Origin of the sequence: Oceanispirochaeta sp. M1 (genome assembly GCF_003346715.1) — a bacterium.
Lineage (GTDB): Bacteria > Spirochaetota > Spirochaetia > DSM-2461 > DSM-2461 > Oceanispirochaeta.
This window is the reverse complement of sequence record NZ_QQPQ01000047.1, coordinates 19,051-33,951: the sequence shown is the minus strand read 5'-3', so window position 1 is coordinate 33,951 and position 14,901 is coordinate 19,051. Positions and strand designations below refer to the sequence as shown.

8 protein-coding genes and 1 pseudogene are annotated in these 14,901 nt (G+C 42.5%); all 9 read right to left on the bottom strand.

Annotated elements, in window-relative coordinates; translation table 11 throughout:
- Positions 1-485, bottom strand: a pseudogene (locus DV872_RS22350) (hypothetical protein); the annotation flags it as partial.
- A 146-nt stretch (positions 486-631) separates the two neighbouring features.
- Positions 632-3,739 carry an HsdR family type I site-specific deoxyribonuclease gene (locus DV872_RS22345; RefSeq protein WP_114632192.1) on the bottom strand — a complete coding sequence of 1,036 codons (3,108 nt, stop codon included), beginning with the start codon at positions 3,737-3,739 and terminating at the stop codon, positions 632-634.
- A complete protein-coding gene (locus DV872_RS22340; protein WP_114632191.1) occupies positions 3,732-4,859 on the bottom strand; it encodes an AAA family ATPase in 1,128 nt (375 codons plus the stop codon). The genes DV872_RS22345 and DV872_RS22340 overlap by 8 nt, the downstream gene beginning before the upstream one ends.
- Positions 4,856-6,001, bottom strand: a complete 1,146-nt coding sequence (locus tag DV872_RS22335) for a restriction endonuclease subunit S (protein WP_114632190.1) — start codon at positions 5,999-6,001, stop codon at positions 4,856-4,858. The genes DV872_RS22340 and DV872_RS22335 overlap by 4 nt, the downstream gene beginning before the upstream one ends.
- A complete protein-coding gene (locus tag DV872_RS22330; protein ID WP_114632189.1) occupies positions 5,998-7,554 on the bottom strand; it encodes a type I restriction-modification system subunit M in 1,557 nt (518 codons plus the stop codon). Before DV872_RS22330 ends, DV872_RS22335 begins: the two co-directional genes overlap by 4 nt.
- Positions 7,555-8,047: 493 nt before the next feature.
- The gene (menA, locus tag DV872_RS22325) at positions 8,048-8,980 is read right to left on the bottom strand and encodes a 1,4-dihydroxy-2-naphthoate polyprenyltransferase (RefSeq protein ID WP_114632188.1); all 933 of its coding nucleotides are present in this window, start codon (positions 8,978-8,980) and stop codon (positions 8,048-8,050) included.
- Entirely contained in the window at positions 8,977-10,353 is a 1,377-nt protein-coding gene (locus DV872_RS22320; RefSeq protein ID WP_114632187.1) for an MATE family efflux transporter, read from the bottom strand. Before DV872_RS22320 ends, menA begins: the two co-directional genes overlap by 4 nt.
- A 49-nt stretch (positions 10,354-10,402) precedes the next feature.
- Positions 10,403-11,749: a TolC family protein gene (locus DV872_RS22315; RefSeq protein ID WP_114632186.1), complete on the bottom strand. Its 1,347-nt coding sequence runs from the start codon at positions 11,747-11,749 to the stop codon at positions 10,403-10,405.
- Complete coding sequence (locus tag DV872_RS22310) at positions 11,746-14,838, bottom strand: efflux RND transporter permease subunit (protein WP_114632185.1); 3,093 nt, start codon at positions 14,836-14,838, stop codon at positions 11,746-11,748. Before DV872_RS22310 ends, DV872_RS22315 begins: the two co-directional genes overlap by 4 nt.
- Positions 14,839-14,901 lie beyond the last annotated feature (63 nt).

The following is a 14,901-nucleotide window of genomic DNA, read 5'->3' as shown; positions in this document are numbered from 1 at the left end:
ATGTAAATGTACTTATCAAATCTATTAGGTATAAAAATACCACTGTATATATAACCAGTATCTAGTATTTTCTGCTCTAGATTTTGAACCTCATCTATGAATTCCTGATCAGTAGAACTTTTTATAGATAACAATCTCACATATGATTTATCATATTCTTTAATATTATATTCTATTATAGCTGCCAGTAGTTGGTACTCATAATTAGTTGATTCTAATCTAAGACCCTTATTTAAGCTTTCTAAACTATTCTCCAATGCATTTCTTTCATAATATGCTTTACCTAAATTAAAATAAGTATCCGCATGTTTTCTCGCTGAAACATTCACTAACTTATCAACTTCTGAAACATCAATTTTTAATTTTTCGAACTGCTCATCACTATATTCATATTCAAATTGAATTTCATTCTTATGTTCTTCTTCACTATTTGTTTGACAGCTCATTAAGCTGACAATTAGTGAAATTAATACTATTTTTTTCAATTTGTTTTCCTTTTGCACAGATAACGCCCGCATCAGCTGCAATTTTGTCCCGAAGGGTTGGCGTAGTTTTTGAAATGAGCGAAGCGACTTCAAAAACTATGACAAAAAAATTGTCAGTTGCATGCGATTGTTATATTTTTCTTCTGTCAGAGCTGCCCCCCGACTCCTTTATATTTCTCTACAAATGAAGCTATTTTTTGGAATACGCTTTGTTTTTTCGTTTTATATTGAGGATTTAAAGGACTCATTTTAGGCAAAGTAGAATTTAATTCAGTACCATTTTCACTTGCGTATTCTCGCCTTAATGATGATATGATATATCGTTTCGCTGCCTCTTCATTAAGGTTTTCGGAACTTATCAATTCATCAGCTTCTCGCTTTTGTTCTGCCTGAGCAAATATAAAGAAGGCATCAATAATACCGGCTTTATCATCCAAATCATCCAGGTTGGTTTTATTAATGAAATCTACAATAAGACTTTCTTTTGCTCTATTACCAAGGCTGGCCCGGATAAGTCTTCTAACTTCTTCAATCAGGTCTGCTTTGCTTTTATTTTTTTTGTTATGTTCAAAAATCAATTCAAGAATGTAGTCCAGGTTGATTTCCTGGGATTTGAGTAGATCAACTTCAAAGACCACATCATCCCAATCAATTTTGGAGGACTCTTTTTGATCAGCTGCTTTTTCACGGCGCAACCAGTCGCGTGTATCATTATAGGTTGATCGATAATCCTGAATTAAGCGTTCAGAGGGAACAACTATTGATTGCATGGCTTCGATGTCTTCGCCATTTAGATAATGTTTTTCTTTGAATTCTTCAATTGCTTCCGGGTCATTCATATCTACATTTTGTAAAGCTTTTAAACCGGCAAACTCATCGTAGTTATTAAGTATGTTTTCAACCCTTAAATATTCACCAAATAATTTAACGAAATCTTTTTTGTCTTTCTCTTTTTCTATTTCTTCAGGATTCGGAAAACGGCTTTGTAATTCTTTTACCACATCAAGATAACCACGCCGAGCTTCACCTGTTGCTATATCGGTAAAGCCTTCCATGTATTCCTTGTAGCTTTTTTCTAGCACTACATTTTTGGTGTTCTTGTCCCCAAATAAGGTAATGGCATCCACTGTAAACTTTTCTAAGTCCCGAAAAGTTATAATATTTCCAAAAGTTTTCGTTGCATCATAAATACGATTAGTACGTGAGAATGCTTGCATTAAGCCGTGGTAACGGAGATTTTTATCAACAAAAAGAGTATTTAATGTAGGTGCATCAAAGCCAGTTAAAAACATTCCTACTACAATTAATAAATCTACTTCCTGCTTTTTTACCCGTTGAGCAAGATCACGGTAATAGTTTTGAAACCCTTGGCTGTCTACGCCAAAATTGGTTTTAAATGCTGAATTATAATCGGCAATAGCAGAACTTAAGAATTCTTTGGCACTGCTTTCCATGGCAGAAACTTCAAAACTTTCATCGAGAATTTCACCAATAGCGTCCTGTTCTTCATTGGCAGCAAAAGAGAAAATGGTCGCCACATTCAGTTTTTTACTATTATCTGTCTCAGCTTGTAAGTTTCTAAAGGATTCATAGTATGCTTTAGCAGCATCAACACTGCTGACGGCAAACATGGCATTAAAACCGCTGGCACCAGCATAGGAACGGTGGGTTTTCTGTCGAAAATTCTTCAAGATGTATTGCGTAATCTCGGTTATACGATCGGGATGTAACAAGGCTTGTTTATTTTCAGCAGCAGTCAGTTTCTTTTCGTCCTGCTCAGTTTCAATGTCCTTAAATTTTGGACGTACATCGTTATAGTCCACTTTGAATTTTAGTACTTTTTCATCTCGTATGGCATCGGTAATGACATAGGAATGCAGTTCCCGACCGAATACACTGCCCGTTGTTTCCGCTCCTAATGCGTTTTCTGGGAAGATGGGTGTACCGGTAAAACCAAACTGGTAATATTTTTTGAATTTCTTTTTCAAGTTCTTTTGAGCTTCGCCAAATTGGCTGCGGTGAGCCTCATCAAAGATAAATACCACCTGTTTCTGATAAACAGGCAAGTCGGTTTCACTTTTCATCAGGTTATTAAGCTTTTGAATGGTGGTAACGATGATTTTATTGTCTTCTTTATCCAGATTACGTTTTAAACCTGCTGTACTGTCGGAACCATTGACACTATCCGGTGAAAATCTCTGATACTCTTTCATGGTTTGATAGTCCAGGTCTTTCCGGTCCACTACAAAAAAGACCTTGTCAATAAAGTCCAGTTCTGTTGCCAATCGGGCAGCCTTGAAGCTGGTCAAGGTTTTTCCCGAACCGGTAGTATGCCAGATAAAGCCGCCGCTCTCAGTTTTGCTCCAGTTTTTGGCTTGATAGGCGCTTTTTATTTTCCATAATATACGCTCTGTAGCAGCAATTTGGTACGGGCGCATGACCAGTAAGGTATCACTGACATCAAAAACCGAATAATGGAGAAGCACATTTAACAGAGTATTCTTCTGGAAAAAAGTGGCTGTAAAGTCTTTCAGATCTTTAATGAGCGTATTATCAGACTTGGCCCAGTTCATCGAAAAGTCAAAGCTGTTTTTATCCCGTTTAGTGGTATTCGCAAAATAACGGCTATCCGTACCGTTGGAGATTACGAAAAGCTGTAGATATTTAAATAAGGAGTTTTCCGCATTGAAACTCTCTTTGCTGTAGCGATGAACCTGATTAAAGGCTTCCCGGATAGCCACACCCCGTTTTTTCAGTTCGATTTGAACCAAAGGTAAGCCGTTGACCAGAATGGTCACATCGTAGCGATTAGCCTGAATGCCGGTCTGTTCAAACTGTTTAATAACCTGCACTTTATTACGGGCAATATTCTTTTTGTCCAGTAGGTAGATATTTTCAATATGCCCGTCATCAAAGACAAAATCATGAATATAGTCATTATGAACTTTACGGGTTTTATCAATAAGATTGTCGCTAGGTCTGTCCAAGTACTCTTCAACAAAACGTTTCCACTCGCCGTCTTGAAACTCAACACTATTGAGAGCCTGTAATTGCTCTCGCACATTATCCAGCATCTTTTCTATTGTATTTAAACTGGGTAAATATTCATAGCCTTGATTTTGCAGGTCTTCAATGAGCTCCCGTTCCAGTTCGGCTTCGCTTTGATAGTTTTCACAGACCTGCCATTCTTTGGTGTACTTATCGAGAACTATAAATTTGTTTGTTTCTGCGATGGGTTTGGTGTAATCAATCATTTTGGACTCCCTCTTGCCAATAACCATAATTATTCATTAAATGCTCAAGTAAGAAATTTACAGTTTGCTTTTCCTGCGGAGTTGGTTCTGCGACAGCTTCATTTGACAATGTTGAATGACTTGTGAATTGAATTATGCGGTTTAAATAGACTTTTTTATCACCAGGTAGCAATTCTGACCATCTCGGATAGCCCAGAAAACTTGCTGTTTTTTCATATAAATTCCGTAAAAGAGTAAAATGATATTTCTGGATAGAATTCTCAGCGATAGCCTGTTTAATAAGCTGTTTTAAATAGAGATGGTAGGAAAAGCTATGGTTTGAATCACCTCTCTTTTCAAGTAGTTCAAATGTGTCATCTTCATTTCGATTTAAAATATAACCAGATTTCAAACTAAGTTCGTTGTAAAGAACATTATAAAAGAGGGGATTGTGTGTTGATATGATAAACCTAAGTCCTTGTCCATTGGTGAAATCACTTGATTTGATCAATTGTGCAACATGTACCGCCAGTTCAATTAAGCGATTTTCATCTAATGAACTTACAGGATCGTCAATAAAAACATATTCCAAATGATCAAACCTATTAGTTTCCCTTTCTGTTGGTTCAACAATATTTAACACTTCAACAATCTGTTCAAGCAGGCTATAGAAAACACACCATATAAAATTGCTTTCTTCACCTTTGGATATCTTAATGTGTTCAAGGTTTTCGTCGTCGCCTCTTTCAATTGAAAAGCTGACTTCTGAAAAGTCTTCACTGAATTTGGGCATTAAAAACTGATTTGTATAGTGCTGGAAGTTTTCAATTATATTCGGTTCCTGCCCCTGCTCTTCAAGAACCCACTTGGTAAAATTGTTTGGCTGTATTTTTAGTTTTCGCTCAGTGTCGCTATTTAGATCATTATCCCAGTAAAAAAGATCCTCTGTAAACGCATTGTAGTAAATGACCTTGCCCTGATCATCATCTCCTTCATAATAGCCTTCATTTTTTGGTGAAATAAGTTGCTTCAATTCTCCTGAAAGTCTTGTCTTCCCTGTTCCGTTGAAGGCATAGATCAGCTGCACTTTCTTATTAGAATCTTTCAATTGCTGGGCTATTTCTGTCAATGCTTTACTCATGCTGATGCTTCAACCTCCTTTTGGGGGAATCTAAGCAGCAAATCACGGTAGTATTCGTATTGCTTTGTGCGTAATTCTATTTCACGGGGGAGACCTTCGGAGATGGAGTTGGTTAATGTATCGAAATTGTCCAATATTGCGACGATACGTTTTTGCTCAGTAAGCGAAGGAATTGGAATATTATACGAATCAAATTCCTTCACACGAACATGAGGAACACCTGCACCCTTTTTCATAGAATGAATATGATCTTGCTTATTCTGAAGAAAGTAATAAACATATTTAGGATCAAGGACATCTGTATCTGGTTGAACACTAAACGCATCAGTTAGAAAAATCGGTTGATTCCAATAGCTTACATACCCGGCATATGCACCTGATCGAGCAATAACAATGGTTTCACCCTCTCGATTACTCTCATTATGACTGTAGGTTGGGACCGGTCCATTTGCAACAACAGGAATATCTCCAGCGGTTGTCTGTTTTTTTGTTATTGCAGTGCCTCTGCGAAATATCGCGACCTCCCCCAAAGTCTTCCACTTTACTTCCCCCGCTTCAAAACTCAACAACTGCTCCCGATAGTATCCATACTGCTTTTTCCGCAAGGTAAGCTCGGTGGTAAGCTCGGTGGTAAGCTCGGTGAAAGCGTCCAGAATGCGGACAATTTCAGCCTGGATAGTCAGGGATTTCTCCGGGTTGTCAGGACAGGGGATGGGGATGGGGATTTCGACCATCTTCCCTTTTGTCAGCTTTGCTCTACCACCACCTGATAGATGTGGAATGAAGTTAACTATGCTTAAATAATGAAACAGAAACCTTGTGTTCAATCCAGATTTTCCGCGTACAACATGAACATGATTGTTAGCCCAAAACTTTCCTGTTGCATATTGAATTGAATATTTCTCTAGGCTAGCTGATCCGTCTTCAGCAATAAGAACATACTCGCCATCGTGAGTATGACCATCGACATAATCCTGAATATTGTTCGCACCGTAATATGGCGTATTTCCAGATATGCGCAAGGATGCTTTGACAGGCTTACGCCCTCTATTCGCCACTTCAACAAAGCTTTCATCTCCTAGCAGTCTCCATTCAACCTCAACCCCATCGAGCAGCTTCTCCATAAAACTCAGTTCGCTCATGCCTCTGCCCCTTCAATCTCCGCTACAATAGCATCAATATCCGTCCTGAGCTGATCAATTTTGGAAACAGTGGTTTTTATTTCGCCATTAAGCTGAGTAATATCAATCACTTCCCGCGTATCTTTGGCTTCCACATAACTGCTTACCGATAAATTGTATTCATTGCCAGAAATTTTGTCGTAGTCCACTGATTTGGCTACATGATCAACATCTTCTTTACGGTCAAACATATCCATAATGTTCTGAATATGCTTAGGAGTCAGCACATTGTTATTAGTCTCTTTTTTAAAGAAGTCTTCACCGCTGGCATCGATAAACTGGATTTTTGTATCGGTTTTATGTTTAGATAACACCAGAATATTCACGGCGATTGTAGTTCCGTAGAAAAGATTTGGAGCCAGAGAAATCACTGTTTCCACATAGTTATTATCTACAAGATATTGACGGATTTTCTGTTCTGCGCCACCACGGTAAAAAATACCGGGAAAGCAGACTATGGCAGCCCGGCCCTTGCTGGATAGATAGCTCAAAGCATGGAGAACAAAAGCAAAATCAGCCTTGGATTTCGGGGCGAGTACACCTGCCGGAGCAAAACGTTCGTCATTTATCAGTGTCGGATCATCGGAACCGATCCATTTCACCGAATAGGGAGGATTGGAAACTATTGCATCAAAGGGTTTATCGTCCTGAAAATGGGGTTCCGTTAAGGTGTTTCCTAACTGCATATTGAATTTATCATAATTAATATTGTGCAGAAACATATTCATACGAGCCAGGTTAAAGGTGGTGTGATTGATCTCCTGCCCGAAAAAGCCTTCTTCGATAATGTGGGCATCAAAATGTTTTTTCGCCTGAAGAAGCAAGGAACCGGAACCGCAAGCGGGGTCGTATATTTTATTTACACTGGTTTGTTTGTGCATGGCCAGTTGGGCTATCAGCTTTGAGACATGCTGGGGAGTGAAAAACTCACCTCCCGATTTTCCGGCATTAGCGGCATAGTTTGAGATCAGGAACTCATAGGCATCACCGAAAAGGTCGATGTGGTTATTCTCAAAATCGCCCAAATTTAACCCTGCCACACCTTTTAATACGGCAGCCAAACGGCTGTTTTTGTCTTTAACCGTGTTTCCTAGCCGGTTACTGGTGGTGTCAAAGTCCGCAAATAGACCTTTTATGTCCTTTTCTGAATCGTAGCCATTGGCTGAACTTTCAATGGCGGTGAATATTGCTGCCAGGTCTGTGTTCAGATTTTCGTTGGTATTGGCATTAGCTGATACATTTTGAAAAAGTTGGCTTGGGTAGATGAAATAGCCCTTTGTTTTGATGGCATCATCTTTTATGTCGTCTGTAATTACATCATCTGTGAGTTTTGCATAATTGATACTATCATCGCCGCCTTCGATATAATTGGAGAAATTTTCACTAATGAAACGGTAAAACAGGGTTCCCAATACATATTGTTTAAAATCCCAGCCATCTACCGAGCCTCGGACATCGTTGGCGATAGACCAGATTTGGCGTTGTAGTTCTGCGCGTTGTTGTGAACTTGACATGGTGTTTCTCCTGTTCCTATATGTTCAATACATCAAGGATGCTTTTTTCTTATAATATTTCTTATTTTACAGTAAATTGCCTGATATTTATAGGTGTATTAATCAATGCGAATTTGTTCAAATTTGAATAAATATAACTTAATTTCTAACCTGTTCCATATAACCCAGAGATATAAACCCATACCGGACTACATCAATAATTCTGCAATGTAATTCACAACGTACTATCCTATAACTGAGTGGATACTCTGGTTATATAGATTCAGTACAATATGCTGAATTGTGATTAGAGACTGTTTAATTATACTGTCTTTGGATAAATGGCATATCGGCCAAAAGGTTCAATTTCAAGGTATAGGGGAGTAAAAAAGAGGTATGAGGAGAAATTAGAGCTTGAAGTGTTTGCGTCAAGGATCGTAAGTGTGCCTTCGGCAGTCCCGCAGGGACGGAACCACTGAAGAGCCTGGCCGCCCCCGGCGGGACGCCCTGAATATTAGAATAACAATCCCGGAACCAGGGCAATGATGTAGCCTGCACTCAGAATAGTAAGATTCTTAACAGAGAGGACAAAAGTTTCTGCTTTGATCTGTTTTGCCTCAAACATTCTGATGTGTTTCTGAATGATTGGGAAACTCAAGAGAGAGAGGAGTGAGAAATAAGGAAGGATGCGGAATACGACAGAGGCAATGATAAAAAGGTAGGCCCCGTAGTAGGAGAGCCGGAAGATCAGCAGAGAGTTTTTGACTCCCACATAGTAGGGGAGGAGGAAACGGTCATTTTTAATATCCTGTTCCAGGTCACATATGTTATTGGCAAGCATGAGGTTTGAGATAATAAAAACAAAGGGTGCCGATATCATGGCGATAGAGATAGTTTCTCTCAGATCCAGCCGCAGAAAAAGCTGGGCTTCCTTTACTGAGATAACTGCCATGGATGGGGCATGGATATAGACCGCAATATAGACAATGACAAAGCCCATCATAAAACCTGAAAGGATCTCTCCCAGGGGCATACGGGAAATGGGGATGGGTCCGAAAGTGTAGAAGATACCCAAAAAGAATGAGATAACTCCCAGGATCAGAACGATCCATCCTGTGTTGATTGTCAGAAGGATTCCAGCAGCCATGGCAATTGCCAGCATAAAAAATATGATGAACCGCACGGTGTTTACCGGAATTGAATCCATACCGATTATGTTGTGGTTGTCCCTGTAATCATGATCCACTGCCTTTTTGTAATCCATATAGTTATTAATGGTTGTTGTAGTCATATCAAAAAAGAGCAGAGATACAAACATCAGGCCGAGGTTCTGTAGATTCAGACTTCCGTATCGGTACAGGCTGAAAAGTGTGGCAAATATAAAGGGAAACATACTGGCTATTTTTGTCTGAATTTCCACCAGCTTTAAGAAAGATTTAAGCTTCATGCGTTACTACTCCCGGTAATTTGTTTTGATTCGTTAAAGATTCTGCACCCTTCTCCGTGAGCCCAGAAAGCTCCTATAAACTGTCCGGCGGAGAGGGCGATAACTATACCCTTAAAACCTGCAATTCTGGAACCGATAAAAGCCAGGGGAATGATAACCAGGATATAGGCGAAAATATTGAGACGGGCCGATGCCCGGGGATGTCCTGATGCATTGAGAGACTGGTTGATCCATGTCATATAACTGAGGGCTGCCGCGGCGACGGCTGTGACTCTCAGATAAAAGGCTATATGACTGATTACCTCCAGATCGCTGCTGAATATTCCGGCCAGAACTGGTGCCAGAAGCATAAGAACTGCAAATGAAGCGGCACCGTAAACCAGGGACAGTCGGAGTGATATATTTCGGATCTTAAGAATCCTGTCCATTTTTCCGGCGCCCCAGTTCTGACCGATCATAGGTACCAGGGCCATGGAATAGGACATCATAAAGATCTGAATAAACCCTTCTATCCTGCTTCCAGCGGCCAGGGCGGCAACGGCGACGGCTCCTCCTGCTGATGCTGCCAGACTTGTCAGGACTCCCCGGGTAAGGGGAGGAAGAAGCAGAGTCATGGCGGCAGGGATTCCCACATGGAGTATGCGCCCCCAGGATTCCCATATTTCCTTAAGAAGGGGGTGTGAGAAATCCACCAGCCCCGCATGAAAATGGAGAAAACCCAGAGTGGCAATCATTCCGAAAAATCGGGAAAGGATGGTGGCATAGGCAGCCCCTTTAATTCCCATTGCAGGGACTCCGAAGTATCCGAATATGAATATGGGGTCCAGAATGACATTTATAATGGCTATGATCATCATGACAATGAAGGGTCTGATCATATCTCCTGTTGCCCTCAGACAGCTGTCGGAGATGGGAGGCATGGTGATCGTTATGGCTCCCAGATACCATATAAACATATATTCTTTAACAAGAGTGAGGGATTCACCGGAAGCTCCCATAAGACGAAACAGGGGGTCCAGAGTCAGGAGTCCAGCAATACTGATAAAAGCGACCAGAATGACTGACAGAAGGATGCCGTCTGTGGCGGTTCTCTTCATCAGGTGATGATTCCCCTCCCCCATGGCACGGGAAAGGACAGAGCCTGCTCCAAGACTGATTCCCGATGCGGCCGAACCGATAATCATGACAACCGGAAATGTAAATCCCATGGCTGCCAGTGGTTCTGTTCCCATACGGGAAACAAAGTAGGTATCAGTAAGATTAAAGATCATGATTCCCAGCAGACCGCCTATATTCGGCCAGGTGAGAGACAGGAGCTGTTTGAGTAAGGGTCCATCTGTGAGGAGGGCCCTTTTACCTTGAGATGAAATCATGATTCTTTATAGCAGGAATATATGAAAAATATAATGGATTTTTGAATTTTCAGGGGAAAAGCAAGCCCCCCTCTCCCACAGCCTGCTGATAGTTGAAATAGGCTTCCAGATAGTCGTATATGGCTTTGTAATAGTTTAATTGGGCTCCGTCCAGATTAAGGAGGGCATCCTTTAAGTCCAACTGGGTAGCCAGACCGTTCCTTGAGGAGATTTCCATTATTCCGTAGGCTTTCTTAGCTATTTTCAATGTGGTCTGGGCGACCTCTATTCTTGATGATGATTCTTCCAAAAGAAGCCTGAGGTTATTGATCTCGGTTTGAACATCATCCTGTTTTTTGAGGATGGACATGCGGGTTTTATCAAGTTCCAGCTTTGCCTCTTCCAGTTTGGAAAAACGACTTCCACCGTAGAATATGGGGATGGTGAGCTGTAGTCCTGCCTGCAGGGCTCCTATTCCGTCTTCCAGGTCAAAATCATTTGTATGCTTCTGCCAGCCATATCCTGCGGAGGCCGCCAGGGTGGGATAGAATTCGGCTCGAACCATGGAGATATTGATATCGTTCAATTCCCTCTGGTTGATGAGAATATTGTAGTCCGGCCTTGTGCTGAGTATGCTGCCCAATTCTGTTTCTGTTGGAATTTCAGGAAATGAGCTGAGGCTTCCTGTCAAGATGAGTTTCTCATCAGGATCGATGCCTCCCAGATGTTTGAGGTTGCTCATGGCCAGATCTCGGTTCCGGGCGGCCTGGCTGCTGTCGGGAATATTGATTTGCCAGTTAACTTCGGCCTGTAACACTTCCAACTCCGAGGCCAGGTCGTTTTCATATCTCTTTTTAATATCCAGGTAGGTTTCATATGCGTTGTCTTCGGTGGATTTCTTCACCTTATAAACCTCATCCAGGAGGATAGTCTGGTAATAGACTTTTTTTCCGGCTGTGAGGATTCCCTGCCGGGAGGCCTCGTATATGCTGCCCGTGAGGTCCTGATACTTCTGACTGGCCTTGAGAGCCTTGGTGATTTTCATATCAAACAGGTTTTGCTGAACTCCCACGGAAAGGGAAAATTCATTATCGCTGTTATATCGAACCGGCTCATAAGCGATGGGATAGATACCTATGGCGGCGGAGTCGGCTGTACCATCGGCATAAGCGGGCATGGGTTGTTCGATTTCCAGAAAGTTACGATTATATCCGGCCTGTCCCTGGACCATAGGACGGTTGGCTGCTCTGACCTGATTTTCCTTGTTAGCCGCCAGATCCTGGTCTAGACGTGCCATGTAAAGATCCTTGCTGTTTTTCTCTATAAGCTGGAGATAATCATCCAGGTCCAACCCCTGTGCCTGCAAAGAGCTGAAGCTCAGGATAGACAGGAGAAGCAATGTTGCTGTTTTTTTCATATTTGATCCTTCAGGGCTTTTATATGGTCAGCCTTTTCTTTTTTAGATTCAACGATGTTCTCCACGGCAGGTATGAAGAACAGGGTCAGCAATGTGGCAGCCAGAAGTCCGCCGATACTGACCACACCCATGGGCTGCCGCATCTCAGCAGCGGATTTACCGATTCCCAGGGCCATGGGCATGAGCCCCAGCATTGTAGCGATATTAGCCATCAAAATGGGCTGCAGTTTTACGGGACAGGCCTTGATAAGAGCATCATGGATATTCATACCTTCCCGGCGGAGCTGATTAGTGTAATCGAGTATGAGGATGGCGTTGTTTACAACCATACCCACAAGCATGATGATTGCCATCATGGATACCATATTGAGAGTCATCCCTGTTAAGAGAAAAATACCAGCAACCCCGATCAGAGAAAGAGGAACGGTAGAGAGTATTAAAAGAGGCTGGCCGAATTTCTCAAGAACGGCTGCCAGGAGCATATAGGTCAGCAGGATGGCTATGCCGAAGGCAAAGGCCATGGCGCTGATGGTTTCTTTCATCATCTCGGCACTTCCGGACCATTTGAGTGAGAGTTCGGAATTATCCATCTGTTCAAAAGCATTTTCAATTTCTACAGTCAGATCTCCCAGAACAAAGCCTTCTTCAATACCGGAAGTGAAGTTGACCGATCCCGATTTGTCGGTTCTCAGCAGCTTATTGACCCCTTCTTCCATGCTTATCTCTGCAAAATGAGAGAGGGGGTATATTCCTGCAGGAGTAGAAACGGGAATAGTCCTGATTTGCTCAAAACTGGAGACATCTGAGTCCATCAAAGCCACACGAATGTCATATTCCCGGGTTCCGCTTTTCAACTGAGTCAGTGTCAGCCCCTCTATGGCAGCCCTCATGCTCAGGGCCAGATCCTGCACAGTGATACCTGCATCTGCAACTTTTTGACGGTTCGGCTGCAGGATGATTTCAGGTTTGCCGCTTTTAAGACTCATATTGATTGAGCTCAGGCCATCAATTTCCTTGAGACGTCGGTAGAACTCCTCGGCACCTGTATGGAGGACAGCACCATCATCTGCCTGAAGATAAAAATCAATAGGATAACTCCCCATCAGGGAGAATCCGTCAACCGCAGTAACCCGGATAACAGCATTGGATATATTTGCCAGATCTCCAGAGAGAGTGGATGCAACAGAGCGGCTGCTCCTCCTCAATCCGGCATCCACCAGGCTTAAGTCAATGGCAGTAAGATTCGTTCCGCTGTCTAAAGAGGAGAGTTCCCCGAGGGTAACTGTATAGCTATCCACTTCTTCATAGGAGACCATTACATCTTCAATTTCCCCCACAAGGGTTTTTGTCTGATCCAAAGATGCATCCTGAGGGAGTTCCACCTCTACCCGTACGGCACCGCTGTCCATGGGGGGGGTGAATTCAAAGGGTATTCTGCTCAAAGAGAATATAGCAAGGACAAATAAAAGCAGCACAGAGCCCACAAGGACTCCACTTCTTTTCTTGTTAGTTAAAATGGCTGTAAGAGCCCGGGCATATCCCCTCTCCAGGGAGCTGAAAAAGGATTCTATTCCCCTGGAAATTTTCCCTTTTTTCTGCTCTCCATCAGGAATCAAAAGAGATGCCAGCATGGGAGTGAGAGTAAAGGAAATGAGCAGAGAGAATATTGTGGAGACTACCACGGTCATAGCAAAATCTTTGAGTGTGAGGCCCACAATCCCCCCCATGGTTCCGATGGGAAGGAATACAGCAATATTTGTGAGTGTGGATGCAATAATTGTTACAACAACCTCGGAGGTTCCTTTTGAGGCTGCGGTTTTACGATCAACACCCATCTTCTTGTGTCGGAATATATTCTCAAGAACCACTACGGAGTTCATAACAAGGACACCCACAGAGGTGGACAAGCCCATAAGGGACATCATATTGATTGTAATGCCCATGGTCTGGAGTATTATGAAGGTTGGAATGATGGACATGGGCATGCTTATGGCTACGATCAGGGTTGAACGGAAGTCATGAAGGAAAAAAAACAGGATTGCTGCTGTAAAGAGAATTCCCAGGATAATATTGCCCAGAGTGTCATTAACCGTATTCTCTATAAACTCAGAATCATCGGAGGCTATGGAAAGTTCAACTCCCGAGGGGAGAGCCTTTTGGAGCTCTGGCAGAAGAGATACCACCTCCCTGGAGATAGCCACGGGGTTTCCCTCTGAACTTTTCTCTATGGACAAAAGAACGGTTTCTCCGGCTGTACCGCCTTCCCGGCTGAAGAAGCTTACCCTATGTTTCACATCCTGAGCCGTGGGTTCAATCACAGCCAGCTGGTCCAGCTTTCTCATCCCTGCGGAGCCGGGAATCATGATCCCAGCTAAATCTTCGACTGATTGAATCTGTCCATGCAGGCTCACAGCATAATCTTCGCTTTCATTCTGAAAATTTCCTCCCGGCATATCCACATTGGCATAAGCCAGAATTCCTGCCACCTGGCTGAGATTCAGAGAATTTTCATACACTGTTTTACTGTCAAAAGCCACAAGGACTTCCCTGTCCACGCCTCCCACAATATTGACGCTTCCCACACCCTTTATACGACTCAGCTTCTCTTTGACCTGACTCTCTGCCAGATGGTTGAGTTCCGTACTCTCAATTTGCCCCTTCAATACCAGGGTCATCACAGGGGATGCCGTAATATCCACCTTGCTTACCAGAGGTGCTTCTGCGGCATCGGGCAGGTCATTGATTATGAAATCTATACGGTCTTTGACTTCCTGGGTAGCCACATCGGGATCCTTTTCCAGGTCAAACTCGAGTAAGGTAATGGATGCGCTGTTCAGACTGTAAGACTGGATAGACTTGATAAGACTGACAGTCGCTACTTCATCTTCAATTTTTTTTGTAATCTGACTCTCCACCTGTTCAGGGGAGGCTCCGGGGTAAATGGTTGTAATCGTGATGTAGGGGATTTTGGCATCGGGCATAAGGTTTAGAGGCAAGGCCAGATAGGCAATGACACCAAACAAGAGCAATGCCGCCATGACCATTGTGATCATTACAGGACGCTTTATGGATATATCTGATAAAAACAATTTAAAACTCCTTAAAAGGTATAAAAAAATCCCGCCCCCCCTCTCTGATGCTGTGTGCAAGAA

What these genes read in the sequence shown, in the direction of transcription:
- DV872_RS22345 (WP_114632192.1), bottom strand. Translation starts at nt 3,739, where the DNA reads ATGATTGATTACACCAAACCCATCGCAGAAACAAACAAATTTATAGTT.
- DV872_RS22340 (WP_114632191.1), bottom strand. Translation starts at nt 4,859, where the DNA reads ATGAGTAAAGCATTGACAGAAATAGCCCAGCAATTGAAAGATTCTAAT.
- DV872_RS22335 (WP_114632190.1), bottom strand. Translation starts at nt 6,001, where the DNA reads ATGAGCGAACTGAGTTTTATGGAGAAGCTGCTCGATGGGGTTGAGGTT.
- DV872_RS22330 (WP_114632189.1), bottom strand. Translation starts at nt 7,554, where the DNA reads ATGTCAAGTTCACAACAACGCGCAGAACTACAACGCCAAATCTGGTCT.
- menA (WP_114632188.1), bottom strand. Translation starts at nt 8,980, where the DNA reads ATGAAGCTTAAATCTTTCTTAAAGCTGGTGGAAATTCAGACAAAAATA.
- DV872_RS22320 (WP_114632187.1), bottom strand. Translation starts at nt 10,353, where the DNA reads ATGATTTCATCTCAAGGTAAAAGGGCCCTCCTCACAGATGGACCCTTA.
- DV872_RS22315 (WP_114632186.1), bottom strand. Translation starts at nt 11,749, where the DNA reads ATGAAAAAAACAGCAACATTGCTTCTCCTGTCTATCCTGAGCTTCAGC.